Origin of the sequence: Methylocystis suflitae, assembly GCF_024448135.1 — a bacterium.
Lineage (GTDB): Bacteria > Pseudomonadota > Alphaproteobacteria > Rhizobiales > Beijerinckiaceae > Methylocystis > Methylocystis suflitae.
In genome coordinates, this window is sequence record NZ_JAMRYX010000229.1 from 17946 (window position 1) to 44797 (window position 26852).

30 protein-coding genes are annotated in these 26852 nt (G+C 64.0%); 10 read left to right on the forward strand and 20 right to left on the reverse strand.

The genetic code is table 11. From position 1 onward, the window contains the following. Window position 1: 1 nt before the first annotated feature. The 7 genes from cysN to NEI07_RS17385 are packed head-to-tail and all read right to left on the reverse strand — an operon-like array spanning window position 2 to window position 6182. Window positions 2-1621 carry a sulfate adenylyltransferase subunit CysN gene (gene cysN / locus NEI07_RS17355; protein WP_256036305.1) on the reverse strand — a complete coding sequence of 540 codons (1620 nt, stop codon included), beginning with the start codon at window positions 1619-1621 and terminating at the stop codon, window positions 2-4. 1 nt (window position 1622) lies between these two features. Next, complete coding sequence (cysD, locus tag NEI07_RS17360; RefSeq protein WP_256036306.1) at window positions 1623-2540, reverse strand: sulfate adenylyltransferase subunit CysD; 918 nt, start codon at window positions 2538-2540, stop codon at window positions 1623-1625. Then, window positions 2537-3286: a phosphoadenylyl-sulfate reductase gene (locus tag NEI07_RS17365; RefSeq protein ID WP_256036307.1), complete on the reverse strand. Its 750-nt coding sequence runs from the start codon at window positions 3284-3286 to the stop codon at window positions 2537-2539. Before NEI07_RS17365 ends, cysD begins: the two co-directional genes overlap by 4 nt. Next, window positions 3283-3789, reverse strand: coding sequence for a DUF934 domain-containing protein (locus tag NEI07_RS17370; protein WP_256036308.1), 507 nt, complete (start codon window positions 3787-3789; stop codon window positions 3283-3285). Before NEI07_RS17370 ends, NEI07_RS17365 begins: the two co-directional genes overlap by 4 nt. Further along, window positions 3773-5497 (reverse strand): nitrite/sulfite reductase, encoded by a 1725-nt coding sequence (locus NEI07_RS17375; RefSeq protein ID WP_256036309.1) that lies wholly within the window; start codon window positions 5495-5497, stop codon window positions 3773-3775. Before NEI07_RS17375 ends, NEI07_RS17370 begins: the two co-directional genes overlap by 17 nt. Beyond that, the gene (locus NEI07_RS17380) at window positions 5494-5811 is read right to left on the reverse strand and encodes a DUF2849 domain-containing protein (protein WP_256036310.1); all 318 of its coding nucleotides are present in this window, start codon (window positions 5809-5811) and stop codon (window positions 5494-5496) included. The genes NEI07_RS17375 and NEI07_RS17380 overlap by 4 nt, the downstream gene beginning before the upstream one ends. Then, window positions 5811-6182 (reverse strand): 2Fe-2S iron-sulfur cluster-binding family protein, encoded by a 372-nt coding sequence (locus NEI07_RS17385; RefSeq protein WP_256036311.1) that lies wholly within the window; start codon window positions 6180-6182, stop codon window positions 5811-5813. The genes NEI07_RS17380 and NEI07_RS17385 overlap by 1 nt, the downstream gene beginning before the upstream one ends. A 275-nt stretch (window positions 6183-6457) precedes the next feature. Here NEI07_RS17385 and NEI07_RS17390 point away from each other — a divergent pair, with 275 nt between their 5' ends. From NEI07_RS17390 to NEI07_RS17405, 4 genes are read left to right on the forward strand one after another with little or no spacing between them, the layout of a single operon-like run. Continuing rightward, window positions 6458-7294, forward strand: a complete 837-nt coding sequence (locus tag NEI07_RS17390) for a P-loop NTPase family protein (RefSeq protein ID WP_256036314.1) — start codon at window positions 6458-6460, stop codon at window positions 7292-7294. Window positions 7295-7331: 37 nt separating this feature from the next. After that, window positions 7332-8045, forward strand: a complete 714-nt coding sequence (locus NEI07_RS17395; protein WP_256036316.1) for a hypothetical protein — start codon at window positions 7332-7334, stop codon at window positions 8043-8045. Between the two features lie 12 nt (window positions 8046-8057). Beyond that, the gene (locus NEI07_RS17400) at window positions 8058-9107 is read left to right on the forward strand and encodes an aldo/keto reductase (protein WP_256036318.1); all 1050 of its coding nucleotides are present in this window, start codon (window positions 8058-8060) and stop codon (window positions 9105-9107) included. Next, the gene (locus NEI07_RS17405; protein WP_256036319.1) at window positions 9104-9604 is read left to right on the forward strand and encodes a GNAT family N-acetyltransferase; all 501 of its coding nucleotides are present in this window, start codon (window positions 9104-9106) and stop codon (window positions 9602-9604) included. The genes NEI07_RS17400 and NEI07_RS17405 overlap by 4 nt, the downstream gene beginning before the upstream one ends. Window positions 9605-9607: 3 nt before the next feature. Here the strand turns inward: NEI07_RS17405 and NEI07_RS17410 are convergent, their stop codons facing one another. Next, window positions 9608-10258 (reverse strand): YqgE/AlgH family protein, encoded by a 651-nt coding sequence (locus NEI07_RS17410; RefSeq protein ID WP_256036322.1) that lies wholly within the window; start codon window positions 10256-10258, stop codon window positions 9608-9610. Window positions 10259-10352: 94 nt separating this feature from the next. Here NEI07_RS17410 and NEI07_RS17415 point away from each other — a divergent pair, with 94 nt between their 5' ends. Continuing rightward, window positions 10353-11159: a protein-disulfide reductase DsbD domain-containing protein gene (locus tag NEI07_RS17415; RefSeq protein WP_256036324.1), complete on the forward strand. Its 807-nt coding sequence runs from the start codon at window positions 10353-10355 to the stop codon at window positions 11157-11159. An 18-nt stretch (window positions 11160-11177) separates the two neighbouring features. On the opposite strand, the gene NEI07_RS17420 is transcribed toward NEI07_RS17415, so the two are convergent. The 7 genes from NEI07_RS17420 to NEI07_RS17450 are packed head-to-tail and all read right to left on the reverse strand — an operon-like array spanning window position 11178 to window position 16833. Beyond that, window positions 11178-12473, reverse strand: coding sequence for a glycosyltransferase family 2 protein (locus NEI07_RS17420; RefSeq protein ID WP_256036325.1), 1296 nt, complete (start codon window positions 12471-12473; stop codon window positions 11178-11180). 8 nt (window positions 12474-12481) lie between these two features. Continuing rightward, complete coding sequence (locus tag NEI07_RS17425; protein ID WP_256036326.1) at window positions 12482-13642, reverse strand: glycosyltransferase; 1161 nt, start codon at window positions 13640-13642, stop codon at window positions 12482-12484. Continuing rightward, window positions 13639-14502, reverse strand: coding sequence for an SDR family NAD(P)-dependent oxidoreductase (locus NEI07_RS17430; RefSeq protein ID WP_256036327.1), 864 nt, complete (start codon window positions 14500-14502; stop codon window positions 13639-13641). The genes NEI07_RS17425 and NEI07_RS17430 overlap by 4 nt, the downstream gene beginning before the upstream one ends. Window positions 14503-14535: 33 nt before the next feature. Further along, complete coding sequence (locus NEI07_RS17435; protein WP_256036328.1) at window positions 14536-14940, reverse strand: MaoC family dehydratase; 405 nt, start codon at window positions 14938-14940, stop codon at window positions 14536-14538. Next, entirely contained in the window at window positions 14937-15332 is a 396-nt protein-coding gene (locus NEI07_RS17440; protein WP_256036329.1) for a hypothetical protein, read from the reverse strand. Before NEI07_RS17440 ends, NEI07_RS17435 begins: the two co-directional genes overlap by 4 nt. Beyond that, on the reverse strand, window positions 15322-16557 hold the full coding sequence (locus tag NEI07_RS17445; protein WP_256036330.1) for a beta-ketoacyl-[acyl-carrier-protein] synthase family protein: 1236 nt from the start codon (window positions 16555-16557) through the stop codon (window positions 15322-15324). Before NEI07_RS17445 ends, NEI07_RS17440 begins: the two co-directional genes overlap by 11 nt. Further along, window positions 16558-16833, reverse strand: coding sequence for an acyl carrier protein (locus tag NEI07_RS17450; protein ID WP_256036331.1), 276 nt, complete (start codon window positions 16831-16833; stop codon window positions 16558-16560). A 292-nt stretch (window positions 16834-17125) separates the two neighbouring features. Here NEI07_RS17450 and NEI07_RS17455 point away from each other — a divergent pair, with 292 nt between their 5' ends. Further along, a complete protein-coding gene (locus NEI07_RS17455) occupies window positions 17126-18991 on the forward strand; it encodes a methylmalonyl-CoA mutase subunit beta (protein ID WP_256036332.1) in 1866 nt (621 codons plus the stop codon). Then, the gene (locus NEI07_RS17460; protein ID WP_256036333.1) at window positions 18988-19410 is read left to right on the forward strand and encodes a hypothetical protein; all 423 of its coding nucleotides are present in this window, start codon (window positions 18988-18990) and stop codon (window positions 19408-19410) included. Before NEI07_RS17455 ends, NEI07_RS17460 begins: the two co-directional genes overlap by 4 nt. A 7-nt stretch (window positions 19411-19417) precedes the next feature. On the opposite strand, the gene NEI07_RS17465 is transcribed toward NEI07_RS17460, so the two are convergent. The 3 genes from NEI07_RS17465 to NEI07_RS17475 form a co-directional block, all read right to left on the reverse strand. Continuing rightward, a complete protein-coding gene (locus NEI07_RS17465; protein WP_256036334.1) occupies window positions 19418-20767 on the reverse strand; it encodes a L,D-transpeptidase family protein in 1350 nt (449 codons plus the stop codon). 204 nt (window positions 20768-20971) lie between these two features. Beyond that, on the reverse strand, window positions 20972-21703 hold the full coding sequence (locus NEI07_RS17470; protein WP_256036335.1) for an arginyltransferase: 732 nt from the start codon (window positions 21701-21703) through the stop codon (window positions 20972-20974). A gap of 84 nt (window positions 21704-21787) precedes the next feature. After that, window positions 21788-22231, reverse strand: a complete 444-nt coding sequence (locus NEI07_RS17475; protein WP_256036336.1) for an RDD family protein — start codon at window positions 22229-22231, stop codon at window positions 21788-21790. 229 nt (window positions 22232-22460) lie between these two features. Between NEI07_RS17475 and NEI07_RS17480 the strand changes: the two genes are divergently transcribed. Together NEI07_RS17480 and NEI07_RS17485 are read left to right on the forward strand one after the other, a co-directional pair. Further along, entirely contained in the window at window positions 22461-22703 is a 243-nt protein-coding gene (locus tag NEI07_RS17480; RefSeq protein WP_256036337.1) for a DUF2312 domain-containing protein, read from the forward strand. An 85-nt stretch (window positions 22704-22788) separates the two neighbouring features. After that, a complete protein-coding gene (locus NEI07_RS17485) occupies window positions 22789-24294 on the forward strand; it encodes a bifunctional aminoglycoside phosphotransferase/ATP-binding protein (protein ID WP_256036338.1) in 1506 nt (501 codons plus the stop codon). A gap of 154 nt (window positions 24295-24448) precedes the next feature. On the opposite strand, the gene NEI07_RS17490 is transcribed toward NEI07_RS17485, so the two are convergent. Together NEI07_RS17490 and NEI07_RS17495 are read right to left on the reverse strand one after the other, a co-directional pair. Next, on the reverse strand, window positions 24449-25432 hold the full coding sequence (locus NEI07_RS17490; RefSeq protein WP_256036351.1) for a zinc-dependent alcohol dehydrogenase family protein: 984 nt from the start codon (window positions 25430-25432) through the stop codon (window positions 24449-24451). Between the two features lie 8 nt (window positions 25433-25440). After that, window positions 25441-25872, reverse strand: a complete 432-nt coding sequence (locus NEI07_RS17495; protein WP_256036339.1) for a GNAT family N-acetyltransferase — start codon at window positions 25870-25872, stop codon at window positions 25441-25443. A gap of 9 nt (window positions 25873-25881) precedes the next feature. On the opposite strand from NEI07_RS17495, the gene NEI07_RS17500 reads away from it, so the two are divergent. Continuing rightward, on the forward strand, window positions 25882-26850 hold the full coding sequence (locus NEI07_RS17500; protein ID WP_256036340.1) for a polysaccharide deacetylase family protein: 969 nt from the start codon (window positions 25882-25884) through the stop codon (window positions 26848-26850). Window positions 26851-26852 lie beyond the last annotated feature (2 nt).

A 26852-nucleotide genomic window follows, 5' to 3' on the forward strand; every position in this document is an offset into this window, starting at 1 on the left:
TCTAATCGTCGCTTCCCTGCGCCTCACCCGTCGCGAGTCCAAAATTTAGTCGCGACCAAAACCGCTCGTGGAAATAATAGAGCGCGAAGATCGCGATCATTTCAACGCCGGTGATTTCGGCGGCGAGCGCGGCGCTTTGGACGAAGGCGTAAACGATCAGGAACGTCGAAATGCTTGCCGGCAGGAGCCAGGACAACGCCTTCACCAGGCTGCGCGTCGGGGTCGGTCGAAATGACTCCCGCGCCAGCGGCAGTCCTTCCATGGAGGCGTAGCTGAGCTCCGTCAGCGGCGGCGCGACGCGGCCATTCGATGCGGCGACGGCTTTGACCATGCCGACCGCGACCGTTTCATTGGTGATGCGGTCGATGAGAATGAACCCGCCTGTCTCGCGGTTCTCGCCATAGGGATCGCAGGCGATCACGGTCTCGAGCGACAGGCGCGCGCCGCCGATCTCGTTGAAGGCGAGCGTCGACCCTTCGGGAAGCGGCTGCGGCAGGCCGGTTTCGATGTCGATTCGCGCGTCGACCGCGGTCACGGCGGCCGGCGCAGTCTTTGTCCCGAGCTTTAAGAGATAGCTCTTGCCGACGACAAGAGGCTCACGCACGAGCCACAACAGCCTCGCTTCGAGACGATCCCCGGTCTTCGCCGGCGAGACGGGCGAACACAAAAGATCGCCGCGCGAAATGTCTATCTCTTCGGTGAGCGTGAGGGTCGCCGACTGACCGGAAACGGCGCTTTCGAGATCGCCGTCGAATGTCACGATCCTGGCGACGCGCGTGTCGCGCCCCGAAGGCAGGACGCGCACGATGTCGCCCGGCTGAATATTGCCGCCGCTGATGAAGCCCGAAAATCCGCGGAAGTCGAGGTTAGGCCGATTCACCCATTGCACGGGCATGCGGAAGGGCGCGATCCGCGTGGCGTCCTCCACCGCGACGCCCTCAAGATAGGAGAGCAGCGGCGGCCCGTCGTGCCAAGACATATTGGCGCTGTGGTGGACAAGATTATCGCCATCCTTGGCGACAAGCGGCGCGACGTAAATGGACGCGAAGCGAAGATGGTCGGCGAAGGCATGAAAATCCGCTTCGATCTTGCGGAACACCTCTTCGCTGTAGCCGACGAGATCCATCTTGTTGACCGCGACGACGACATGGCGGACGCCGAACATCGAGGTGATGACGCTGTGGCGCCGCGTTTGCGGCAGGATGCCCTTGCGCGCGTCGACAAGCAGAATGGCGAGTTCGGCGGTCGAGGCGCCGACGGCCATGTTGCGGGTGTATTGCTCGTGGCCAGGCGTGTCGGCGACGATGAACTTACGCCTGTCGGTCGCGAAATAGCGATAGGCGACGTCGATGGTGATACCCTGTTCGCGCTCTGCCGCAAGCCCGTCGACGAGCAAGGCGAAATCCAGCTCTTCGCCCTGAGTGCCATGCTTTTTCGAATCGCTTTCCAGCGCCGCGATAATATCGTCCGGCGCGAGATCGGCGTCGTACAGCAGACGACCGATCAGCGTCGATTTGCCGTCGTCGACCGAGCCGCAGGTGATGAATCGCAAGAGCGGCTTCTCGCCGATGAACCGCGCTGGCGCGCGCGACGGCGATGCGGCAGCGACGGCGCCGTGCATGTTAAAAATATCCTTCCTGCTTCTTTTGCTCCATGGAGCTGGAGCCGTCGTGGTCGATGAGCCGCCCCTGGCGCTCCGAGGAGCGGCTTTCGCGCATCTCCGTAATGATCTCTTCGAGACTGGCGGCATCGCTTTCGATGCCCCCCGTCAACGGATAGCAGCCGAGCGTACGAAAGCGCACCATCTTATGTTCGATAGATTCGCCGGGCGCGAGTTCCATGCGCGCGTCGTCGACCATGATGAGCGTGCCGCCACGGCGCACAACCGGCCGCTCCTTGGCGAAATAGAGCGGAACAACGGGGATGTTTTCGCGCGCGACGTAGTCCCAGATATCCGCCTCGGTCCAATTCGACATCGGGAAGACGCGCAGGCTCTCGCCGGGCGCCTTTCGCGTATTGTAGAGACGCCAGAATTCCGGGCGCTGATTCTTCGGGTCCCAGCGATGCTGCGCGGTGCGAAAGGACAGCACGCGCTCCTTGGCGCGGGATTTTTCCTCGTCGCGACGCGCGCCGCCAAAAGCAGCGTCGAATTTATACTTGTCCAGCGCCTGCTTCAGCGCCTCGGTCTTCATGATCTCGGTGTGAAGCTTCGAGCCATGAACAAAGGGGCTGATGTTCATCTCAATCCCTCTGGGATTGATATATTCGATGAGTTCGAGGCCAAGCTCTTTCATGCGACGGTCGCGAAACTCGATCATCTCGCGAAATTTCCAGGTCGTATTGACATGGAGCAGCGGAAACGGCGGCTTGGATGGATAAAAGGCCTTCATGGCGACGTGCAGCATCGCCGCCGAATCCTTGCCGATCGAATAGAGCATCACCGGCCGTTCGCATTCAGCGACGGTCTCGCGCATGATGTGGATGCTCTCGGCCTCGAGGCGATCGAGATGGCCGAGCGAACGCGTCGCAAGCGCGGTCATAGGCTCGCCTCTTGCGGCGCGCCGCGTCGCAACACGCCGTCGTCGCCGACATGGAGGCCGCATTCCTTCTTGTTGTCTTCTTCCCACCACCAGCGTCCGGCGCGTTCGTCCTCGCCGGGCAGCACCGCGCGCGTGCACGGCGCGCAGCCGATCGATAGAAATCCCTTGGCGTGGAGATCGTTGACCGGCACTGAAAACTCCTCGACCGCGGCGACGACCGCGTCGCGCGTGTAATCTGCCAGCGGATTGAGCTTGAGCACCCTGTGGGTCTCATCGAAGGCGATGAGCGGCGCCTCGGCGCGCGCCTGTGACTGATCCGCTCGAAGCCCCGTCACCCAGCCCGAAACGCCCGCGAGCAGCCGCGACAGCGGCTCAACTTTGCGAACATGACAGCAGGCCTTGCGCGCGTCCACGGACTTGTAAAAGCCGTTGATCCCCTGCTCCTCGATGAGCGCTTCGAGCGGCGCGGCCTGCGGATAGACCGCGCAAATACGCCGCGCATAGCGCGCTTCGGTGCGCTCCCACAGTTCATAGGTTTCGGGAAAGAGCCGCCCCGTGTCGATCGTCGCGACGTCGATATCGAGACCCTGCGTGAAGATCGAATGCGCGATGAGCTGATCCTCGACGCCGAAACTCGTGGTGAAGACGATCCGACCGGGAATGAACTCGCGCACGAGCAGCAAACGATGATCGAGATCGAGCGGCGCCAGTCGCGGCGCCAGCGTTTCGGAGATCGAAGGCTTCATGAGCGCACCGCCTTTCGGCGAGCTTCGAGGATCGAGCCACGCCCGGCGTAGCCGCGCTGATAGCTCATTGAATAGGCGTTGAGCGCGCCGCGCCACTGTTCTTCGTCCTGGCGATCGGCGAGATCGTCGGGAATTTCGATTGTATCAAAGCCGCAACCGATCGCGTGAGGATATTGGTCGGCGACGAGACGTCCGCTGGCGCGCAACTCGCCTTTAAACTCCGCCCGCCGCAACAGGCGCGCCAAAGAGAAGCCGCGGCCGTCAGCGAAAGCCGGGAAAGCGATCGAGATGAGATCGAGCCGCGGTAGGGCCGCGATGAGCGCCGACGGCTCCGTCGTGTTTGGAACGATCACGCCAAACGTGGCCATCGGCCCAAGGACCTCCACGGCATGTTCGAGTCGCGGCAATGACACGATGAACTTGCCGGTCTTCGGCAACGCTTCCTCGTCGGCAAGTCGGCGCCATGTATCTTCAATGAAGCGGCCGTCAGATATCAGCGCCATCTTCGCCCTCCCGACGCAGAACGTCTTTGAACCGCGCGTGACCGATGCGGCGCCAGGTGTCGATGAAGGCTTCGCCCTCCTCGCGTTCGGCAAGATAATAATCGACGAGATGTTCGACGACGTCGGGCACCTGCTCGGCGGTGACCCCAGGTCCCAGAATTTCGCCGATCGAGGCAGAGAAGGTCGGGTCGCCGCCGAGCGTGATCTGATAGGACTCCTGGCCCTTCTTCTCCAGGCCGAGAATGCCGATCGCGCCGACGTGGTGATGGCCGCAAGCGTTGATGCAGCCGGAGATCTTAACGCCGAGTTTGCCGATGCGCCGCTGCCTGGACATGTCGGAGAAGCGCTTCGAGATCGCCTGCGCGATGGGAATCGAGCGCGCGGTGGCAAGCGAGCAATAGTCGAGACCGGGGCACGAGATGATGTCGGAGACGAGGCCGGCGTTCGCCGTCGCGAGCCCGGCGGCGTCGAGCATGCGCCAAAGCGCGAAAAGATCGTCCTGCTTCACATGCGGCAGGATGATGTTCTGCTCATGGCTGACCCGCAGTTCGCCGAAACCGAAGCGCTCGCTGGCGTCGGCCAGCACCCGCATCTGATCAGAGGTGGCGTCGCCGGGGACGCCGCCGATGGGCTTCAATGAAACGGTGACGATGGCGTAGCCGGGGATCTTGTGCGCGCCGACGTTGACGTCGACGAAATTGGAGAAAGCCGGCGACTCCAATTTCGCGGCGCGCATCGAGGCGGACGTCGCCGGCAGCGAGTCATAGGGCGGCGGCGCGAAAAAGGCGGCGATGCGCTCGAATTCCACGGAGTCGTGGGCAAAGGGCGAGCGGTCCATCGCCGCGAACTCGGCTTCGACCGCGGCGCGGATTTCGTCAATTCCCCTCTCGTGGACGAGAATTTTGACTCGCGCCTTGTATTTGTTGTCGCGCCTGCCGAAGCGGTTATAGACGCGCAGGATCGCCTCGAGAAACGCGAGCAGATCCTCGCGCGGCACGAAGTTGCCGACAACCTTGCCGATAAAGGGCGAACGGCCGAGTCCGCCGCCGACCACGACCTGATAGCCGATCTCGCCCGCATCGTTCTTGACGATGCGCAGGCCGATGTCATGCACCAGAATCGCGGCGCGATCATGCTCGGCGCCCGTCACCGCAATCTTGAACTTGCGCGGCAGGAACGAGAACTCCGAATGCAGGCTCGACCATTGGCGGAGAAACTCCGCCGTCGGACGAGGATCTTCGATCTCGTCCGGCGCGACGCCGGCGAAATGATCGGCCGTCACATTGCGAATGCAGTTGCCCGAGGTCTGGATGGCGTGCATCTCGACTTCCGCCAGCGATTCCAGAATGTCCGGCGTATCGACGAGCTTGGGCCAATTGTATTGGAGGTTCTGGCGCGTCGTGAAATGGCCGTAGCCCTTGTCCCATCTATCCGCGATATCGGCGAGCCGACGCATCTGCCGCGCCGTCAGCGTGCCATAGGGAATAGCGACGCGCAGCATATAGGCGTGTAGCTGGAGATAGAGCCCGTTCATCAGCCGGAACGGGCGGAACTCCTCTTCGGTCAGCGCGCCGGCAAGCCGCCGGCGGACCTGCTCACGAAACTCCGCGACGCGTTCACTGACAAAGGCCGCGTCATATTCATCGTAGCGATAGGTGGTCATCGGCGCATTGGGCCGCTGCGCCACACGCAAATCGACCGCCGTCATAACGCGCCCTCGTCCGCCTGTTTGCCGAGATCAAGGCGAACGCTCGGTCCCTTCACGCGCATCTTTTCTCGATAATGTAACGGCGTCGGCGCGCCGTCGCTCCCGATCTCGACATCGGCGAGATAGACGTCGACCACGCGATTGGCTGAAATGTCGCGCTTGCCCAAGGTTTCGAGCTCCGTCGCCTCGTCGGCCTTCCGCGCCACCCGCGCGCGGCGGTGGTCGCGCTCCCAGCCCGAGGAGCCGAGAAACACCACTTCGCCGTCCGTCAAATTCGACGCGATCAGGATCTGGGGATGTTTAAAGACGGGCATCACGTTTCCTGCGCCAGCTTTAGCCGAAGGCCGCTCATCTCATCGGACCAGATGATCTGGCAAGAGAGACGCGAATTTTCGTAAAGCATCGGCAATTCATCGAGCTTTTCGACTTCCTCTTCGCGCGGCGGCGGCACGCGGCGGGCCGACTCCGCATCGAGGACGATGTGGCACTCCGCACATGCAAGAGCGCCGCCACAGGTGTTGTCCATGCCGACGCCATGGTCGCGCAAGATCTCCATCAACCGCCAACCTTCGACGGCTTCGAGTTCATGGACAACGCCGTCACGATCCTCGACGTGAAGGGTCGGCAGACTTTGCTGCGACGATTCGGCGGGCCGCCGCGCGACGATATTCTCGATATTGCTCATGCCTTGACGCGCCGACCTGGTCCGCGCCAGCGAGCAGCAACGGACGTTCTGTATTTCGAACGCATAAACCTCCAAACCGCACGAATGTCAATTCACGATCTTATTGCGGTGCTTGCGTTTAATAACATATTTAATGTGTTGTTTTAAGCGCGTCACAATTGGAGCGCCATCCGCAGTTAGCTGAAACAGGGCATGACAAGCGCCGAAAACCATGTTTGTTAAGCGCTTGTCATTCATTAACAGCGGCGCCAGCGCGACATGCGATAGGAGCACCCATGGTTAAGAAGCCGGTCAAAATTACCAGGGAAGCGCCTGCGAAACGGGAGCCGGAAAGCCGGCCGCGAAAGGCCGAGGCTCCGGCCGCCGCCGCGAACGCCGCCGCTCGCCCGGCGGTCATCCTCGTTGGCGCGGACAAGGGCGGCGTCGGCAAAACCACGATCGCCAGAGCCATCCTCGATTTTCTTTCGCTCAATGACATCCGTACTCGCGCTTTCGACACCGAAACGCCGCGAGGAACGCTTCATCGCTTCCACCCTGACGAGACGTTGATCGTCGATCTGACCGAACCGGCGGACCAGATGAAGATCATCGACACGCTGAATACCTCGCAGGCCAAGGTCAGCGTCATAGACGTGCGCGCCGGCGGCTTGAGTCCGGCGCTCGGAGCGCTCGACGAAATCGGCTTCTTCGATGCGGTGAAAGGCGGCGAATTCCGCTTCGTGCTGCTGCATGTGATCGGGCCCTCCATCGCTTCGCTGGAGGAGATCGCCGAAATTGCGCCCTACGTCGCTGACGCCAACTATTTCATGGTGAAGAATCACGTCAACGACACGACCTTCTTTGAGTGGGATCCACAAACGCACGCGAAATATTTCGAGCATGTCGTCACCTCGGGCGAGATCACGATCCCCAAGCTCAGCGAACTCGCCTACGAGCAGGTCGAGCTATCCGGCACGCCGTTCTCGACATTCATCGGCAATCAGGACGCGCAGGGCCGGCCGGCGGAGCATTCGTTCGTGTTGCGCGGCTACGTCCGCACGTGGCTGGCGCGCGTCGCCGATGAGTTCGAACGTGTCGGCCTTCTCGATCTTGTTGGCGAGAAGAGGCGATAGAGGGTCGCGGCGGCGCGCATCTCTCCGCGAAGACCACATGGCGCGTCGCACTCTTGCGTTCTTCGTTTGCTCGCCGCACTCGCGAACAGGCGTGACGACAGCGGCGCGTTTGCTGACCGACTATTATTTGTCGCGCAATATCGGCGTCGAAGGCTTCGACACGGATTTCCGGGAGCCGCTTTATGCAGTGTTCTTTCCGGAAGCGACGCACATCGTCGACCTCAGCGAGATCAAGGGGCAGATTTCGCTCTTCGACCGCCTGCTCGTCGCCGACGAAACGCCGAAGATCGTCGACGTCTGGCATCGCTCCTATGAGCGCCTGTTGGCGACCATCGCCGAAATTGGCTTCCTTGAAGAAGCGCGGCGGCGCGGCGTGGAGCCGATCGTGCTCTTTCAGACGGACGTCACGCAGAGCGCGGCGAACAGCGCGCTCACCCTCAAGACCACATGGCCAGATCTGACCATGAGCATCATTCACAATCGCGGCGCCTCGCCGCTCGGCCGCGACTCCATGGCGATTCTTGCGCGCTATCCAGCGAGCGGCAAATTCGTGATCCCGCGTCTTGAGGCGCCGATCGCGCGCGCGCTCGACGACATCGATCTGTCACTGTCCCGCTTCATGAGGGAGCCGCCGCCAGGAATGTCGATCGTGGTTCGCGCGGCGCTCAAAGCATGGCTCTTGCCAATCTTCACTCAGTTTCAAAGCTTCGAACTGCGACTTGAGCTGCAGTCGAGCGAATGGCTTCGTTAAGGGACGCGCTTCGTGGAATACCGCAAACTCGGCGACAGCAATCTCTCCGTCTCCGCCATTTGTCTCGGCTCAATGACGTGGGGACAGCAGAACAGCGAAGCCGAGGGCCATGCGCAACTGGACTATGCGTTCGATTGCGGCGTCAATTTCATCGACACGGCCGAAATCTATTCCATTCCGCCGCGGCAGGAAACTCAAGGCTCCTCCGAGCGCATCATCGGAAGATGGCTCGCCGCGCGTAAAAACCGCGACAAGGCGATCATCGCGACTAAGGTCGCCGGCCGCGGCGACGCCAACTGGCTGCGTCCCGGAGGCGCCGGAACGATTCTCGACGCCAAGAACATCAACGCTGCGATCGAGGGATCGCTGAAGCGGCTGCAGACCGATTACATCGATCTCTATCAATTGCATTGGCCGGATCGTTCGCTGCCGCTGTGGGGCGCAGGCGGCACGGTCTATCGACGCCCGACAAAGCGCGACGAAATTCCGATTGAAGAGACGCTGGAAGCGCTAACGCGGCTCGTCAAAGCCGGCAAAGTTCGTCACATCGGCCTGTCAAATGAAACGCCGTGGGGCGTGGCGCGCTTCCTGCGCGCGGCGGAACTCGGCCATGGGCCGCGCGTCGTCTCGATTCAAAACGCCTACAACCTCGTCAACCGCACTTTCGAGATCGGTCTCGCTGAGTTCACTGAGCGCGAGCGCGTCGGATTGCTCGCCTATTCGCCGCTCGCGCAGGGATACCTCACCGGAAAATATCAAGGCGGCGCGCGGCCGCCCGGCGCGCGCACGACGCTGTTTGAGCGCGCGCAGCGTTATGAAAAGCCGGAAGTCGAACGCGCGGTCGCCGCCTATTTGACGCTCGCGCAAGATATGGGAGCCGATCCGGCGCAGCTCGCCATCGCCTTCGTAACGTCCCGGCCCTTCGTGACGTCGAATATTATTGGCGCGACGACGATGGCGCAGCTCAAAACCGACCTCGAGTCGGTGGAGTTCAGGATCACGCCTGAAATCGAGCGGCGTATTGACGCCATCCACCATCTCCACAGCAATCCCGCGCCATGACCGGAAGCGCAACTCTTCGCGCGGAGACGCCGGAGGATCATTCCGCCATACGCGGGCTGCTTGTTGCGGCTTTCGACCGATATGGCGAGGCCGAACTCGTCGAGGCGCTTCGCAAGGAAGGCGACCTGGTTTTTGGCGGCGTCGCGGCTGTCAACGGCGTCATCGTCGGCTACGCCGCCCTGTCCAGGATGAACGCTCCCTTTCCGGCGCTCGGACTCGGTCCTGTCGCCGTCGCAGCGGCATATCGCGGAAAAGGGATCGCCAGCGCTCTTTTGCACTGGAGCTTGGCGCGTGCGCAGGAAGACCAGTGGCGCGGGATTTTTGTGTTGGGCCACGGCGCCTTTTACGGCCGTTTCGGATTTCGACCGGAGCTTGCAGCCGGCTTCGGCACGCCATATGCGGGGCCGCATTTCATGGCGCTGGCGCTTAACGGCGCGCTTCCAGCCAAGGAGGGACCAGTAGACTATGCGCCAGCCTTCGGTCGGCTCGGCGCCTAACGCTCAGGCGTGTCCCGCATGTGTCGACAGCCGTTCTGGATCGACGCCGATCGAGCGCAACGCGCGCGCATATTTGCTCCCGAGGTCGTGATCGAACAGCAAAGCGGGATCGGTCGGACAATTCAGCCATCCATTGCGCTGAATTTCTTCTTCGAGCTGACCCGGGTCCCAACCCGCATAGCCGAGCGCCAGCAGCGCGCGGTCCGGGCCGCGCCCTGCCGCGATCGCGCGCAGAATGTCGATGGTCGCCGTGAGCGAGACGCCGTCGTCGATCGGCAAGGTGGAATTGTCCAGGAAGAAATCCGGCGTATGCAGCACGAAACCGCGGTCGGTCTGCACCGGCCCGCCCGACAGAACCTGGATGTCTTCGGCGCGGCTCGGTAGGCTGATGCGCTCTTGAGGCGCGATCACTTGCAGCTGAACGAGCAAATCAGGAAAATTGCGCACACGGGCCGGCTGGTTGACGACAATGCCCATGGCCCCTTCTTCGGAATGGGCGCATAGATAGATCACCGCGCGCGCGAAGCGCTGATCCAACATGCTCGGCATCGCGATCAGCAATTGGCCGTCGAGAAAGCGGCGCTCCTCGGAACGCCCGCTGCGGCGCTCGCTCACCCTCTCCGCGAAATCTTGCTTCTTGCCGCTCGGCCTCATAGGGTCATGCTACGCCCGCCGCGTCCTCTCGACAAGCGGCGCAGATCACGTAACTGACTGCCTTGACTGGGGGACGGGGCGCCGAAGGAACACGATGCGCTCAAAATTCTTTCTCTTCGCGACGCTAGCCGTCACGCTGGCGCAGAGCTTTCCAGCGGCGTCGCTCGCGGAGAACACAGTCTTCGCGTCTACGACCGTAAAGGGAACGGCCTCGAGCGCTCGGCTCTTGTCAGCCGGCCCTCCGCAGGGCGGGGCTTACCGCGCCGCCGTCGAGATCGCTCTCGCGCCGGAAACCATCACCTATTGGCGCCAGCCTGGCGAGGCAGGCTCCGCGCCCGCGTTCGATTTCTCGAGATCGGTCAATGTCGCCAAGGTCGAACCCTCCTTTCCCGCGCCAAAGCATATCGACGAGGCCGGAACCACCGTCGCCGGCTATGATGCGCGCGTCGTCCTGCCGTTGAAGGTGACGCCGCGCGATCCCAACGCGCCGGTGACGCTCAATCTCGTGCTCGACTACGCCTCCTGCGGCAAGATCTGCCTGCCGGCGCGCGCCGATTTGTCTCTGGAGCTGCCGCGCGACGGCGCTTCGCCTCATGCGGCGGCGATCGCCGAAGCCGAACGGAGCGTGCCAAGGAAACTCAGCGCGGCCGAAGCCAAAAAGCGCTTTACGGTTTCTCGTAATAGCGCGGACGGGTCGTGGCGGCTGCGCTACCTTGGACCCGGCAAGGCCAAGGACGTCTTTGCCGAAGCGCCTGAGCCGTTCTTCATTGAAAGCACGCGCGCGGGCGAGGGCTTCGAGCTTAAACTCTTTTCCGGAAGCCAAACCGCCAAGGCCGCCGACGCGACGTTAACGATCGTCACCGACGCCGACGCTTTCGAGGCCCCGGCGCGGCTGGAGTGAGCGCGAGCGGCTTTCGCCCTACTCCACCTCAGCGTCGACCGGCGTCGCAGCTTCATGATCGAGCTTGGGCGTGCGCTTGAACGTCGATTTGCGCCCGCGCAGGGTCTGGAGGATCTTCGCGCCATTGGCGAAGGCGAGATAGATCATCAGCGGCGGAATCGACGCGACCGTTTTCACATAATCGGCGACGGTCCCGCGCTTGAGCGCCAGATAGGGCGGCAGCGTGATGCCGAGCGCCACCAGGACCGTCATGATTCCGATGATCTCCAACATCCCGGCGAAGGGCGCGAGCGATCCGTGCAGGATCACGCCGAGGACAAAGGCGATGAGACCAATGGCGGCTGTGGGGAAGAAAATCTGATGAGCGATCAGCGAAATCGCCATCACGCGGCGCGTCAGGCTCCATGGCGAACGCCAGATCGGCAGGACGGTCTTTTGCGCGACCTGCACGAATCCGTTCGACCATCGCCTTTGCTGGCGGCGGAAATCGCGGATTCCCTCGGGCACCTGACCGGGAATCGGCGGCTCCGAGACAAACAGCCCATGCCATCCCTGGAGCGCCGCGCGCACGGTGAGGTCGAGGTCCTCGCATAGCGAATAGTCGGACCAGCCGCCGGCGTCCTCGACCGTCGCGCGTCGCCAAATTCCGCCGGTGCCGTTGAATTGAAAGAGCCAGCCGGCATGCGCGCGCGAACGCTGTTCGACGAGATAATGGCCGTCCTGCACGAGGCCCTGGGCGCGCGTCAGCCAGTTTTTCTCGAAATTCTGGAACTCGCAGCGCGACTGCACGAAGCCGATGCGATCGTCGGTCAGAAAAAGCGGGACCGTGCGCTTGAGCCAATTGGGCGGCGGACGGAAGTCGGCGTCGAGCATTGCGATGAAGGGCTCGTCGGTGAGCGTAAGGCCATGCGCGCAGGCGCCAGCCTTGAAGCCCGAGCGATCGGCGCGCCGCACATGGTCGATCACGGCGCCGCCGGTGCGAAGCTCCGCCGCCACTGCGTCTGCCCGCGCGCTCGTCGCATCCGTCGAATCGTCGAGAAGCTGGATGCGCAGCCTGTCCTTGGGCCAGTCGAGAAGCGCGACGCAGCGCAACGACTGCTCGGTGACGAGCGGCTCGTTGAAAACGGGGATTTGAAGCACGACCCGCGGCAGATCCGTGTCTGGGATGGCGGGCGCTTCGGGATCGCGCACGCCGCGCAGCTGGTCGTAACAGAAGCGGCCAATGACGATCAGATAGCCGATTCCGATCGCCATCAGGATCGAAGCGCAGACCATCGCGACCGCGTCGACGAGGAATTGAAAAAGCCCCAGCACCAAACGGCCTATCCTTCTTCGTGCGGAACCGGCGAGGGCTTCGCCCCGGCGCGCGCATTCACGCTGTCCCTCGCCCAAACCACCTGGTCAGTGACCCAGGCGTTCAACCAGACCGCCAGCATCGTCGCCTCGCGAACCACAAACACCGCGGGCGCGGCCCACGATAACTGCCATCCTTTGGCCACAGAAAGCAATGTCTCAAGCGCAAACCACAGCAGAAGCGTCGCCGACGCGGCGGCAAGTGGCGCGATCCCGACGAGCGGCGCCGCGAGCGACGAAGCGATAACTGCTGGAACCGCTTGGCATATTGGCTCGGCGAGGAAGGAGATGAGTTCGTCGCTGCGGCGAATGACGCTCCAGCGCAATTGCCGCTGATAAACATCGTCGAACGTGCGCGCGCCGAGCTCCTGGCGCACAAGCCTGTGGGAAAAGACCGCGCGTTTGCCGATCCGCCGCATCGCCTTGGCCAAGGCGTTGTCTTCTCCGACCGTATGGGAAATCGCGTCAAAACCTCCCGCGCGCAGGAAGTCCGAACGTCGAAACAGCATGATTTTGCCAACGCCATGCCCCTGCCCCAGCGCCGAGGCGAGAAACAGCATGCGGGCATGCGGACCGTTAATGATCGCAGCCTCGACTTGCGCGGCGAAATTCTCGAGTCGCGCGCAATACGGAATGGCGCAGACGAGCCCGACCTCGTCCGTCAGCTGCCTGACGTGCTGCGCCAGCGCGTCGGGCTCGAGCAGCACATTGGCGTCCTTCATCAGTATGACATCGTGCGTTGACTGCATGAAGGGCGCGTAAAGATTGTCGACCTTCGGACTTACCGCGAACTTCGCTGTCGAGCGAAGAATGCGCGACGGCACAGACGGGTGACGCGCGAGAATGGCGCGCATGCGCTCGACGGCCGCTCCCTCGATGTCGGTTGTGGAGACGGTCACGTCGAAATCGCGGTAATGCTGCGTCAGCGCCGATTCTTGCGTGCGGTCGAACTGGTCCTCGAGCATCTTGACGGGAAGCACGACCGAGACCGGCGGCTGGTCGCGGCGCGTGGCGCGGCGCGCGGCGAGCCAGGGCTGCGCGATCGTCGCCGCGACAGAGACGACAAGCAAAGCGACGGCGATCATCCAATAGCCGGCAGCGGCCCAAGCAAGGACGGTGAAAGCCGTCACGAAATCTCCCGTTCCGGCGTCTCCGGCACTTCGGCTGGAAACTGGCGCATGACGCCGTCGACGAGCGCCGCCGGCAAGAGGGAGAAGACGCGCATCGCCCAATACATGTAACGCGGAAAGGCGATGACGTTGCGACGGCGGTCCAGCCCGTTCTTGATGATGCGCGCGGCTTCTCCGTCGGACATGGCGCTGGGTTGCCAGGATTCTACGCCCGCCGACGCTGACCTCTTTTTTAAGAGAGTGCGCGCCGAAAGGGGCGTCTTCACGATGGTGCGCGCCGACATGGGCGTCTTCACATAGCCCGGCACAATCAGCGCTACATGGACGCCATGGGCTGCGAGCTGGGCGCGCAGGGAGTCCGCCCACATGTGCACGCACGCCTTCGCCGCACAATAGGCCGGCGAATGCGGGAGCGCGCGCACGCCCGCCATCGAGCCGACAATGGCGATCCTGCCGCTCTTTTGCGCGCACATCGGCAGAATTGCCGGCTCGACGGTATTGAAAACGCCATCAACATTGATCTTGAGCATTGCTCGGACCGCCTCGGGCGTTTCGAGAAGCTGGCCGGGCGAAAGGCCTGTCGCGACGCCGGCATTGGCGACGAGAATGTCGATGGGGCGCTTTTCATGCGCAGATTGAACGATGCGCGCCATCGCTTCGCGATCCCGCACGTCGGCGACGTGGGTCTCCGCCTCCTCTGCCCCGGCCGCGAGACAGGCGCGCGCGGCGGCGTCGAGCCGCTCCGCGTCGCGGCCAAGCAAGACAAGGCTCGCGCCTTCGCGCGCATAGGCGAGCGCCAAGGCGCGCCCAATGCCGCTTGAGGCGCCGGTGATAAGAACCCGAACAGCGCTCTTAGCCATATGCGCGCCCCGCTCCATGGCGCAGCCGATCATTCATGTGGCCGGCCTCGGCCGCAAGGTCGCTTCGCCGACGATGCCGGGCGCCCGCGCCGCGCCATAGGCCACCAGACGGACGAAAATCTCGTTTTCAGTGGCGCGCAACACGCGACCCGACAGCCTGACGGTCTCGCCGCGCAAGATCGGCTGCACGAACTTCCCCGCAAGCGAAGCGATGACGAGGTCGCCGCGCCAGGCTCTCAGCATCGGTTCAAACGCGGCCAGAAGCTTCATGCCATGTACCGGCGGCGCGGCCAGCCCGATCGCCGCCGCCACGGCGTCGTCGAGATGCAATGGATTGGCGTCGCCCGAGACCTCGGCGTAGCGCGCAAGCGAAGGCGCGTCGAATGGGCCTATGACGGTCTCCGGCAGTATGTCGCCGACCTTGATGGGATCGCTCATGACGCGCTCCCAAATCCCGCGCGCGGCACGAGCCGCAATATGGTTTCGATTCGTGCGCAGGGCTCGCCTTGGGGCGTTGCGACTGTCCCAACCATCGTCAGACGCGGCGGCGCTTCCTCGCTTCGCATGGTGACGCTCAAGTCGTAACTCTCACCCGCGACGAGGGGCGCGTCATAGGAAAAGCTCTGCGACTCATGCACGGGCACGACGTCGCGCTCGGCGCAGAGGTCGCGCACAACCGAAAAAAGCGAAGGCTCGGCGAGCCAGATCGCCGGATAAGCGAGCGGAACGCTCACGCCGTCGCCGCCAGTTTCTTGCGCATAGGCCGCTGCGCGCGCCGGATCAACGCGCAGCCGAAAAGGCCCCAACGCAAGCGGCCGATCAGCTTGCATGACGCACGATCAACACGGCGTTGATCCCTCCGAAAGCGAAGGAGTTCGACATAGCGGCGTCGATCTTGTGCTTGCGCGCCGCGTTGGGGACGACGTCAAGCGGGCACTTGGGGTCGGGCTCCAGAAAATTGATCGTCGGCGGCGCGATCTGTTCGCGAAGCGCGTGTATGGTGATGGCGAGCTCCAAGCCGCCGCTCGCGCCGAGCGCGTGGCCGTGAATAGGTTTCGTCGACGACACCGGCACCACCCGTCCATAATCGCCGAATATGCGCAGAATCGCTTCGGCTTCGGTGATGTCGTTGGCGTGGGTCGCGGTGCCGTGCGCGTTGACGTAATGAATTTCCTGCGGAGTTATTCCCGCGTCTTCAAGCGCCAGGGCGATCGCGTTCGACGCGCCTTCAAGATCCGGCCGCACGGGGTCCTTGGCGTCGCTCGTCGTGCCGTAGCCGACGAGTTCGCATAGGGGCGCGTGGCCGCGCGCTCGCGCCGCCTCCTCCGTTTCCAGAACGAAAACCGCCGCGCCTTCGCCAAGCGACATGCCGTTGCGGCCCTTGGAGAAGGGGCGGCATAAATTCGGGCTCAGCACGCGAAGGCCTTCCCACGCGCGGATCGTCGCGTTGATGACGCAGGCCTCGGCGCCGCCGACGATCGCCTTGTCCACGAGGCCCTGTCGAATCATCTGCATGCCAAGTCCGATCGACTGCGTCGCCGACGAGCAGGCGCTGCCGATCGCGAATGTCGGGCCGAGGCAAGAATAGCGCATCCCCAGCGTCGCGGGCGCGGCGCTCGGAATGAGCTTGGGAACGCTGAGCATCTCGGGCCGCGTTCCTTCGACGTAATAGCGGTAGATGCCGTCCTCGATCGTCGTCATGCCGCCGATGCCGGAGCCGATGATGACGGCCGTTCTCGGCCCGGCGACGTCCTTGCGTCCGAAACCCGCCTGCGCCACCGCTTCGTCGGCGGCGACGATGCAGAACTGCGTAAAGGGATCGCAGAACGGCAGAACGTTGGGTTCGATGTAGTCAGCGGGATTGAAATCGGGCACCTGCGCCGCGATCTTGATGCGCCCGTCATAAGGGCGCTCTGTCTTGAGCGGACGAATCTGGGCGACGCCGTCGCGCGCCGCTTCCCATAGCTTTTGCGCGCCGACTCCAGAGGCGCAGACCGCGCCCATTCCAGAAATAACGACGCGGCGCCCCTCGGCCCGCGCTCGCGAGAATGCCATCTACTGCTTCTCGCGCTCTTTCTGGATGTGGTCCGCGATCGCCTCGATCAGACTTTTGACGTCTTTGGCTTCCTGCAGCGACCCGTCCATGGGGATGTAGACGTTGAACTTCTCCTCGAGCGCCGTGAGAATCATAACGATGTCGACGGACTTGAGGTCGAGGCTCTCGATCGACGCGTCGGGGGTGATCTTGCTTTTGTCGACCATACCTTCCGACGCGATCACTTCGACGATCTCGTCGACGAGCTGATTCTTGTCCTGCGGATTATCAGTCACGAATCCCTCCGTTTCAGGCTCTTCGCCGCCCGGCGACAGCCCGCGCTTGCGCGCGACGCATTGACGCGGCGGCCCCGATCCAGCGCCTTTAAATCGGAGCGCGTGGCCAGAACCGCCCGCCTCTGGCTTTTCCGCTCCAGCGCCCTGTTTCCCGCCCTCGGGCGCAGTCGGCACTGGTTAAGGCGTTTGGTCCCGAAAATAAAGCCCGCCCCGCTTCCGGCGGATTTGCAGTGGCCCGGCGGAGCGCTTCATGCGAAAACGCCGCCCGAAACAACGGAGGGCGACAGCGAAAATGACGGGACAGGAGACGGCGCTGGCGGGGGTCTTTCCGCAGGCCACTGACGCGCAGTGGCGCGTTCTTGTTGAGCGGGCGCTCAAAGGCGCGTCCTTCGAAACGCTCGTCTCCAAGAGCTACGACGGGCTTTCCATTGAGCCCATCTACGCCCGCGCCGCTGGTTCGCCCTTCCCGGTCCTGCGCAAAAACCCCGGCCGCTGGGCGATTCTCGCGCGCGTCGACGTCCCCAACGCTGACGTCGCCAACCGCTTGGCGTTGCAGGACCTCGACGGCGGCGCCGATGGATTGCATCTCGTCTTCGCCGGCTCGATCGGCGCCTACGGCGGGGGTCTCGTCGGCGACGACGATGACGCAATCGCTCACGCGCTCGCCAATGTTCGCCTCGATTACGGCATTCCGCTGACGCTCGACTCTTCGCCGCGCGCGCCCGGCGCCGCGCAGGCGCTCATGCGCTTTGTCGACCGCCAACATATTGAACCCTCGCTCACCCGCGTCTCGTTGGGCTTCGATCCGCTGGGCGCGCAGGCGCGGCACGGATTCGCCGCGGAGCCCTGGACGCACGTCTCCAGGAGCTTCGCGCGGGACGTGAAGGCGGCCGCCGACGCCGGCTTCGTCTACGCGACCGCCGTCGCCGACGCCCGCGTCGTGCATTCGGCGGGCGGGACCGAGTCGCAGGAGCTGGCTTTCGCGCTTTCTTCCGGAATCGCCTATCTACGCGCGCTGGCGGACGCCGGAGTAGACCTCGACGCCGCGCGCGGACTGATCGCGTTCCGATTCTGCGCCGACGCCGACGAACTATTAGGGGTCGCGAAATTCCGCGCCGCGCGCCGCCTTTGGGCCCGCGTTGAAGAGGCTTGCGGCCTCTCTCCCAAGCCGGCGCTGGTCTTCGCCGAGACAGCCTGGCGGATGATGTCTCGGCGCGACCCTTGGAACAATATTTTGCGTGGGACGCTCGCCACGTTCTCGGCGGCGGTCGGCGGCGCCGACGCGATCTCCGTCCTCCCCTTCACCCAGGCGCTCGGCGCCCCCGACGACTTCGCGCGACGGCTGGGGCGCGACACCCAGCTCGTGCTGCAGGACGAATCCCATATCGACGCCGTCGACGATCCGACGAGCGGCGCGGGCGGCTTCGAGGCGCTGACAGACGCGCTTTGCGAGCGGGCGTGGGGATTTTTTCAGCGGATCGAGGCCGACGGCGGCCTTCCCAACGCGTTGGAGACGGGAGTCTTTCAGGCGGAGGTCGCCGAAGCCGCCGCGTTGCGGGCGAAGAACGTCGCGCGCGCCAAGGATAAGCTCATCGGCGCGAACCAGTTTCCCGACATTCACGAGGGAGCGCTCGACGTCCTCGCGCCCTATGACGCCGCGGCTGAAACCGTTGAGCCGCCAATAGGCGCGCGAAAGAGCGTTCCGCTCGCGCCGCGCCGTCTCGCCGAGCCCTTCGAACGGCTGCGCGAGGAGTCAGACGTCCGCCTCGCCGAATCGGGCGATCGCCCGAAGATTTTCCTCGCAAATCTTGGCCCCGTCGCCGCATTCACCGCGCGGGCGAATTTCGCCAAGAATTTTTTCGAGGCCGGCGGCGTCGAAGCGGTTTTTGGACCCGAAACCGAGTCCACGACCGAATTGGTCGACGCCTACCGGGAGTCCGGCGCCAAACTCGCTTGCCTCTGTTCGTCCGACAGAATCTACGGAGACTCGGCGGAAACGGCGGCGCTGGCGCTAAAGGGCGCAGGCGCTGAGCTTTATCTTGCCGGCCGGCCGGGCGAACTCGAGGAGCGTCTGCGCCATGCGGGCGTGACGCAGTTCATCTACGCGGGCTGCGATATGCACGGCGCGCTGCGGCAGGCGCTTTCGGAGGCCAAATGAGAATTCTAGCGTTGGCGCTGGCGGTCTGCGTATTGGCCCAGGGAGCGTCCGCCAAGCAGCCGCGGAGCCAAAAGGCGAAGCCGGACAACGAACAAGCGCTGACCGGCCCCGTCGGCGATCCAAGCGGCAGATGGAACATCGAAGCGACGACGACGGTGGGAGAGTGCCCTGCTCTCATTCCGCCGTCCGTTGACATCATCGACAGTAAAATCGTGGCCTCGCCTGGGCCGGCCGTCTCGTCCTGGGGCTATGTCGACGAGCAAGGCACAATCGTCGCGCGATTCACCGGCCAAGGAGAACGGGTCGCGCGCTTCCACGGGATGCTGCGCGGCGGCAGAGGCTCCGGCGCCTGGTCGTCCTCGACGGACCTTTGCGGGGGAACCTGGCGCGCGTCGCGCAGCGACGCTGCGGCGCAGTAGCGCGCCGTTACCGGGAACGCTCCTCGAAATAGCTGTCCTCGTCGCTCGGGAACAACCCTTCGCCGCGCATCGGACGCGCCGCCTGCACGACCGTCGACGCCGGCGAATCGGCGCCGGCGGACCGCACGCCCAGCCCGTCGCGCTGGTAGATGTCGTCGCGGAACTGGGTGACGCCGTCCGGCGTCGCCCACGCGGTGATATAGACCCAGTAGACCGGCACGGCGGGCGTGATCTTGACGTCCACGCGTTCGCCGGAGGCAATGACCTGATCAATGTGGTCGCGGTCCCAGCCGGGCGTCTCCTTCAGCAGCCAGGCGACATAGTCGCGAACGTTCTGAAGCCGGATGCAGCCCGAAGAGACGAAACGGAAGTCGTCGCCAAACACGCCCTTAGCGGGCGTATCGTGCATGTAAACGCCATAGGGGTTGGCGATGTCGATGCGCACGACGCCAAGCGAGTTGAAATCCCCGCCGATGTCCTGGCGGAAGCGGAAATTGAGCGCGTCGAGCGAGCGCCAATTGATCTGCTCGGGCTGTAGCTCCTGATTGTCCTTGCTGTAGACGCGGATGTGATTGGCGTTGAGATAGTTGGGATCCGCCTGCATCTTGGGGATCAGATCCTTGCGGATCACCGACGCCGGCACGGTCCAGAACGGATTGAAGTTGACCTGGATCGCCTTGGTCTGCATCACAGGCGACTGGCGGTCGATCTTGCCGACGCCGGCCATGTGATGGGTGACGACCTCGCCGTTCTCGACTGTCTCGACCGAAGCGGCCGGGATGTTGGCGGTGACGTAGCGGTTGCCGAGGCCGTGCGAAAAACTGCGCAGACGCACCAGGTTGGTCTCGAGCTGCTTCAGCCGGGTCTCCGCCGGCACATTCATCGCCTGAACGGTCTGCTGATTGACGACGCCGGTCGGAATGATGCCGTGGCGCGCCTGGAACCGGCGCACCGCCGCTTCGACATAGGAGTCGAAGACCGGGCTCGCGCCAGTTTCGGCCCCGATGTCGCCGGAGACGATCAGGCGGCGACGTAACACCGAGACTACCGGACTGTTGGAGCCCAGCCGCAGCTGTTGGCCCGCCGGCACCTGCGGCCAACCGCCCTCCGCGGCGATTTGGCGCAAACGCTCGATCGCCGCTTCCGTAGCGGCCACCGTATGAGTCGAAAGTATGGGGGTCGTCGAGCGCGAGACGGTCAGGCGGGCGTCGGCGTCATAGTGCTGCGCCCACTCGGCCTGTCCGTCCTGGTCCCAGGCGGCTGAGGCGGGCGTAATAGCGACCGCGCCAAGGACGAGCGCGGCGCAGCGGGCAAACTGGAAAATTGCGGATTCTCGCACAGATCGCTCCAATCGCATCGCCGGAGTGCTCCGACGGTCAAGCCGAAAGACGACGCCGCCTAGAGGACCGCGCCGGCTCTTTCGATCGAGTTGTGCATCTTCGGCGTTAACAAGGCGCGAATAGTCCGGCGATTTTGTGGCCTGCCGGGCGCCCGAACAGCCGCCCTCAAGTCTTGGCCCCCAAATCTTCGCCCTCAAGTCTTCGCTCCTGATCCTATCCGGCTAGTCCACGCGGACCCAGCCGCTCAGGCCCAGGCGCTCTTGAGGCAGGAAGCGCGACTTATATTCCATTTTGCGCGAACCTTCGACCCAGTAGCCCAGGTACACATGCGGCAGACCAAAGGCGCGGGCGCGCTCCGCATGATCCAAAATCATGTAAGCCCCAAGCGACCTGTGCTCGAGTTCAGGCTCATAGAAGGAATAGACCATCGACAGCCCGTCGGAGAGCCGGTCTGTCAAGCAGCAGGCGACGAGCGCGCCAATCTCGCCATTGCCTTGGGCGAGACGATATTCGACGAGCCGCGTGTCGACGTGGCTGTCTTCGATCATCATCTGATAGTCGATCATGCTCATATCGGCCATGCCGCCGTCGGAATGGCGGGCGCTGACGTAGCGGCGAAACAAGGCGTATTGCTCAGGCGTCGCCCGCGCCGGCCGTGTTTCGGCGACAAGCTCGGCGTTACGCCGGCGGATGCGCCTCATGCCGCGCGACGGCGTGAACTCATCGATCTTGACTCGCACCGACACGCAGGCTCGGCACTGCTCGCAAGCGGGGCGGTAGGCGATGGTCTGCGAGCGACGGAAACCGGATTGCGTCAGCGTGTCATTGAGCGCGGGGGCGCGCAGCCCGATCAGATGCGTGAAGACCTTCCGCTCCTCGCGACCCGGCAAATAGGGGCACGGCGCCGGAGAGGTTAGATAGAATTGCGGCGCGTCGCGCGGCTCTTTCGTCACGCTCTAAGATCCCAGATCCACAACTAATCTAGAGCGCCCATGTGGCGTGCGCCAAGGGTGATTTGCGGCGTCGATTAGCGGATTTTAGGACGAGCGCCGTAAAACGATGACGTCCGCGAGCATGTCGTGCAGGCAGCGCTTATCGCCCATGAACAGCGAAACGAGCAGCAGCGGCGGGAATAGCCAAGTGACATAAAACAGCACGGCATGGACGGCCGCCTGCAGAAACGGCACCGGGTCTCCGTCCATGGTGCGCATCTCCAGGTCCATAAAGGCCATGCCGGGCGTCGCCATTCTCCGCCCCGACACCGTCAGACCATTGTAGAAAAAGGCGACGATCGGGAACAGCGGCGGCAGGATGAACGCCGACAATCCCGCGCTGAGGATGAAGAGAGCGACGAACAGCGCCGCCGACATGCCGGCGACAAGAATTAGATCGAGCATGACGGCGACGATGCGGCGCGTCCGGACGCCCTCCAGCGCCTGTGGCGGAATGTAAGGCGCGGCGCGCCCCCCGATGGGGGCCATTGGGCGCTCACGACTGGAAAAGGGTTCCCGCTCGGTCATTAAATTTACGGCCTTTCTGGTGTTCCGCCAAAGATCGGCGACCTTAAGGCCGGTTTCAAGTGCGCCGCTCGGGCTGCGGAATTCGGGGATTAGTGGCTGCGCCGCCTTGACGAGCGCCGCCGGTTTGTCGCAAGGCTCGCGCCCAGCCGGCGCGCGCCCCGCCCGCCCGGAGCAGCCTCGGGAATTGCACATGGACACCAACGCCGTCGACGGCGGACATTTGCGCGCCTTCATCGAGCGGATCGAGAAGCTCGAGGAGGAAAAGCGTGCGATCAGTGACGACATCAAGGACGTCTACGCGGAAGCGAAAGGAACCGGGTTCGACCCCAAGGTGATGCGCAAGATCGTGTCGATACGCCGTTTGGATAAGCACAAGCGGCAGGAGGAGGAGGAAATCCTCGACCTCTATCTTTCCGCGCTCGGCATGGAATAGGCTCAATCAAACCCATAGCGGACTGGCCTCTGGGGGCGGCACCCCTCATGCACGGCGTCAGTGGGCGCGAGTTCCGAGACTCCACATGGATTTTGGCGCGCAAGATGAAGTCGTGCGCTTTCTCGCCTCGCTCGAGGGCGGCGCGGAGCGAATCGTCACGACTCACATTTCCGTCGTCGCGCTCTGCGGAACGCACGCCTATAAGCTGAAGAAGGCGGTGGTCTTCCCCTATCTCGACTTTTCGACGCCGGGCCGCCGATGGGAGATGTGCGAGCGTGAAGCGGCGCTCAACACAAGCTTCGCGCCCGAACTTTATCTCGGCGCGCATCGCGTGACCCGCGAGAGGGATGGGCGGCTGGCGCTCGACGGCGCGGGCGAGATGATCGACGCGGTGGTCGTCATGCGGCGCTTCGCCGACGAAGACCTCTTCGAACAGATTGCGAAGGACGGCCGCCTGACGCCCGTGATGGTGGAGGCGCTGGCGCGCCTAATCGCGAAGACCCATGACGCGGCGGCGCCCAATTATGAAAAGGGCGGCGCGGCGGCGATGCGCCGAACGCTGGACGATACGGCTTTGAGCTTGCGCAACGCGGCGGCCGCAAGCGCGAAGCAAATCGATTTGCTTGTCGCCCGGCTTAGCGGAGCGCTCGACGCGCAAGGCGCGCTGCTCGACGCGCGCAAGGCGCGGGGCAAAGTGCGCCGCTGCCATGGCGATCTGACGCTGCGCAACATCTGTCTGTTCGAGGGCGCCCCGACGCTCTTCGACTGTCTCGAATTCGATGACGAGATCGCGACGATCGACGTGCTGTATGACGTCAGCTTCCTGCTGATGGATCTGTGGCAAGTCGGCGCGTTTGGCTGCGCCAATCTGGCGCTCAACCGCTATCTCGACGCGCGCGACGAAACCGACGGCCTGCCGCTTCTTCCCTTCTTCATGTCGTTGCGCGCCGCCATACGCGCGCATGTCGAGGCGTCGCAACACAACCCCGAACGCGCGCGCCTCTATTTCGATCTCGCGATGACTCTGCTTGCGCCGGCGAAAGCCGCCGTCATTGCCATCGGCGGTCTCAGCGGGTCAGGAAAATCGAGCGTCGCCGCGGCGCTTGCGCCCGTCATCAGATGTCCGCCCGGCGCGCGCGTCATCAACAGCGATCGCATCCGCAAGCGGCTGTTCGGCGTCGCGCCGACCGCGCGTCTTCCGCAAGAGGCCTATGCCAGCGCCGTTTCGGCGAAGGTTTACGGCGAGATGTTCGACGCATCGGCGCGAACGGCCGCGCTCGGCTGGCCTGTCATCGTCGACGCCGTCTTCGATCGTCCCGAGGATCGCGAAGCGATAAGAGCCGCGGCCGAGCGTGTGCGCGCGCCGTTCCTTGGCGTCTGGCTCGATCTCGATCTCGACCAACGCGCGGCGCGCGTCGATGCGCGCGTCAACGACGTGTCCGACGCCACGCGCGACGTGCTCGAGGCGCAAATGGAGAAGGCGACGGGCGAGATCGACTGGCTCAAGATCGACGCCTCGAAGGATGCGGCGACAATCGCCGCCGAGATTGAGAACGCTTTGAAGTCGTCATCGCAAGCCGCCAAACTGTGATGTCAATTCCGACGCGCGCGACGCGCGCGATCGGGAATCGAGAACGAAACTCATCACTCACGCCATTGCTCTGGATTCCCGGTCAGGCCTTGGGCCTGCCGGAAATGACAATCGGCAAACGCCTATCCTTGCGGAGCGCGTAAACGATCACGGCTTATGGAATGAGCACCGCGGCGCCTTGCAGCCGACCCTCGCGCAGATCGGCGAGCGCTTCATTCGCCTGCGCCAGAGGATAGCGTGTCGCATGCATGTTCAGCGGAATCGTCGGCGCCAGCGCAAGGAACTCGCGCGCGTCTTCGCGCGTGAGATTGGCGACCGAAAGCAGTCGACGCTCCTCCCAAAGCAAGGCGTAGGGAAACGTCGGAATGTCGCTCATGTGAATGCCGCCGCAAACGACCGCGCCGCCTTTCATCGTCGCGGCGAGCGCGCGCGGAATGAGCGCGCCGACCGGCGCGAAGATCAGCGCGGCGTCGAGCGGCTCCGGAGAGGGCGCTTCGGAATCCTGCGCCGACGCCGCGCCGAGCGAGAGCGCGAATTCCGCCGCCGCCTGATCGCCGGGCCGAACGAATGCGTGAACGCGCTTGCCCTGAGAGATCGCAACCTGAGCGATGATGTGGGCGGCGGCGCCGAAGCCGTAGATGCCGATCGCTTCCGCCGGACCCGCCATCTTCAATGTGCGCCAGCCGATGAGGCCCGCGCACAGCAATGGTGCGAGCGTCGCCGAATCGCCGGTCTCGGTCAGCGGGAAACAGTAGGACGCGTCGGCGATCGTATGGGTCGCATAACCGCCATCGCGCGTGTATCCAGTGAAGAGCGGATCGTCGCACAGATTTTCGCGCGCGCTCAGACAGTAGGGGCAGTGCCCGCAGGTGTGGCCAAGCCAGGGAACGCCGACCCGCTGTCCAAGCGAGAAGCCGGTCACCCTCCGACCGATCGCCTCGATGCGCCCGACAATTTCGTGGCCTGGAACGATCGGAAGCTTCGGCTGGGTCAGTTCGCCGTCGACGACATGGAGATCGGTGCGACAAACGCCGCACGCCTCGATCTTGAGCCGCAACTCGCCGGTGCCGGGCGACGGGATCGGCCGCTCCTCCACGACGAGCGGCGTATTCGGCCGCCGCAACACCATCGCCTCCATGGTCTCCGTCATCGCAGCGACTTCCTGAAAAACAGCCGAGCGTGTCCAGGAGGAAAGCCGACGATCTCGCCGGCGCGCGTAAATCCAAGATTTTGGTAAAAAGCGGCGGCTTGCGGGTCGAATGTGTCGACATAGATCCCAACGCAGCCGCGGTCCTTGGCCAGCCGCTCGGCTTCCGCCATGAGCCGACGCCCCAAGCCGCGCCCACGCTGCGACGCCTCGACCCAAAGATGACGAACGTAAAGCCAACGCCAGTGGGAGGCGCCGTTCAAACCGCCGGCAAGCGTCCCCTGCGGATCGCGCGCCACGATGCAGAGGGGCGTTTCGTCGCGCGGGCCGAACTGACCCGCGATCGCCTCGCCGAGCCTGGCCGCAAGCTCGCTCGACTCCTCCGACTCGACCGAAAGGGCGATCTTCTCAATCTCTTCCTTCTTGATCATGATCGCGCCGTGAGACGGGTCCTCGTTCTGCTATTGTGGGCGTGCATCGCCGGCGCCGCAACGGCGCGCGGCGAAGACAGACCTTGCTCGTCCGTCGCACTTATCCCAGGACCCGCGCCGACAGGCGCGCGCGTGCGCGACTATGCGCCAATTTTCGAACTTTGCGCCAAAGAGAGCGTCTTGCGGCTCGCCATCCGGCGCATGAACGTCGACGGAACGCCCCTGCTCCTCACCGTCGATCCGCAATCGCTGCAGACATCTCTCGAGCGCGCCGCTTGCTGGCGCTGCGAAGCGACGAGCGATGCGGCGCAGGCCGAGACGCGCTATCTCAAGGCGCTGCATCCGCCGCCTGACCCGACGCGTCCGCCGGCGCTCGCCAACGCCGGCCTCATTCACGGCGCCGGCGGCGGCGCCTTTGTGACCGGCGACCTCTGCCCCAGCCGCAAGCCGCTGGACCGCGCCTTTTTCGAAGAACTCGCCGCGCAGGGGCCACGCACGCCCGTGATGCTCGCCGTCTCCGGCGGCTGGATCGCCCGGCACGGCGCCGACTTCGCCTGGCTGCGCGAGAAGGCGCGCAGCGGCGCGCTCGACATCGCCTGGGCCAATCATTCCTACAGCCATCCCTATGTTCGCCGCCTTCCGGACGGGCGCAATTACTTCCTGCGGCCGGGCGTGGACGTCGATCGCGAGATTTTCGAGACGGAAAAGCTCATCATCGCCGAGGGCGAAACGCCTTCGGTATTTTTTCGCTTTCCGGGTCTCGTCGCCGACGCCGCGCTGCTGGGGAACGTCCGCAGCCGGCATCTCATCGCGCTCGGCGCCGACTCCTGGCTCGCGCTCGGCTTAAGGCCCCGCCCGGGCGCGATCGTGCTCGTGCACCCCAACGGCAATGAGCCGGTGGGCATAAAGCTGTTTTTGCGGCTGATGCAGACGGGCGTGATGCCGTCGCCCCTACGCCCCATCAACGAGGCGCCATGAAC

Coding starts and splice junctions, on each gene's coding strand:
- NEI07_RS17475 (WP_256036336.1), bottom strand. CDS start 22,231: ATGGCCCCCATCGGGGGGCGCGCCGCGCCTTACATTCCGCCACAGGCG.
- NEI07_RS17485 (WP_256036338.1), top strand. CDS start 22,789: ATGGATTTTGGCGCGCAAGATGAAGTCGTGCGCTTTCTCGCCTCGCTC.
- NEI07_RS17465 (WP_256036334.1), bottom strand. CDS start 20,767: ATGCGATTGGAGCGATCTGTGCGAGAATCCGCAATTTTCCAGTTTGCC.
- cysD (WP_256036306.1), bottom strand. CDS start 2,540: ATGACCGCGCTTGCGACGCGTTCGCTCGGCCATCTCGATCGCCTCGAG.
- NEI07_RS17460 (WP_256036333.1), top strand. CDS start 18,988: ATGAGAATTCTAGCGTTGGCGCTGGCGGTCTGCGTATTGGCCCAGGGA.
- NEI07_RS17370 (WP_256036308.1), bottom strand. CDS start 3,789: ATGGCGCTGATATCTGACGGCCGCTTCATTGAAGATACATGGCGCCGA.
- NEI07_RS17415 (WP_256036324.1), top strand. CDS start 10,353: ATGCGCTCAAAATTCTTTCTCTTCGCGACGCTAGCCGTCACGCTGGCG.
- NEI07_RS17385 (WP_256036311.1), bottom strand. CDS start 6,182: ATGAGCAATATCGAGAATATCGTCGCGCGGCGGCCCGCCGAATCGTCG.
- NEI07_RS17440 (WP_256036329.1), bottom strand. CDS start 15,332: ATGCAAGCTGATCGGCCGCTTGCGTTGGGGCCTTTTCGGCTGCGCGTT.
- NEI07_RS17445 (WP_256036330.1), bottom strand. CDS start 16,557: ATGGCATTCTCGCGAGCGCGGGCCGAGGGGCGCCGCGTCGTTATTTCT.
- NEI07_RS17410 (WP_256036322.1), bottom strand. CDS start 10,258: ATGAGGCCGAGCGGCAAGAAGCAAGATTTCGCGGAGAGGGTGAGCGAG.
- NEI07_RS17380 (WP_256036310.1), bottom strand. CDS start 5,811: ATGCCCGTCTTTAAACATCCCCAGATCCTGATCGCGTCGAATTTGACG.
- NEI07_RS17395 (WP_256036316.1), top strand. CDS start 7,332: ATGGCGCGTCGCACTCTTGCGTTCTTCGTTTGCTCGCCGCACTCGCGA.
- cysN (WP_256036305.1), bottom strand. CDS start 1,621: ATGCACGGCGCCGTCGCTGCCGCATCGCCGTCGCGCGCGCCAGCGCGG.
- NEI07_RS17480 (WP_256036337.1), top strand. CDS start 22,461: ATGGACACCAACGCCGTCGACGGCGGACATTTGCGCGCCTTCATCGAG.
- NEI07_RS17405 (WP_256036319.1), top strand. CDS start 9,104: ATGACCGGAAGCGCAACTCTTCGCGCGGAGACGCCGGAGGATCATTCC.
- NEI07_RS17375 (WP_256036309.1), bottom strand. CDS start 5,497: ATGACGGCGGTCGATTTGCGTGTGGCGCAGCGGCCCAATGCGCCGATG.
- NEI07_RS17390 (WP_256036314.1), top strand. CDS start 6,458: ATGGTTAAGAAGCCGGTCAAAATTACCAGGGAAGCGCCTGCGAAACGG.
- NEI07_RS17430 (WP_256036327.1), bottom strand. CDS start 14,502: ATGGCTAAGAGCGCTGTTCGGGTTCTTATCACCGGCGCCTCAAGCGGC.
- NEI07_RS17435 (WP_256036328.1), bottom strand. CDS start 14,940: ATGAGCGATCCCATCAAGGTCGGCGACATACTGCCGGAGACCGTCATA.
- NEI07_RS17365 (WP_256036307.1), bottom strand. CDS start 3,286: ATGAAGCCTTCGATCTCCGAAACGCTGGCGCCGCGACTGGCGCCGCTC.
- NEI07_RS17495 (WP_256036339.1), bottom strand. CDS start 25,872: ATGATCAAGAAGGAAGAGATTGAGAAGATCGCCCTTTCGGTCGAGTCG.
- NEI07_RS17490 (WP_256036351.1), bottom strand. CDS start 25,432: ATGGAGGCGATGGTGTTGCGGCGGCCGAATACGCCGCTCGTCGTGGAG.
- NEI07_RS17455 (WP_256036332.1), top strand. CDS start 17,126: ATGACGGGACAGGAGACGGCGCTGGCGGGGGTCTTTCCGCAGGCCACT.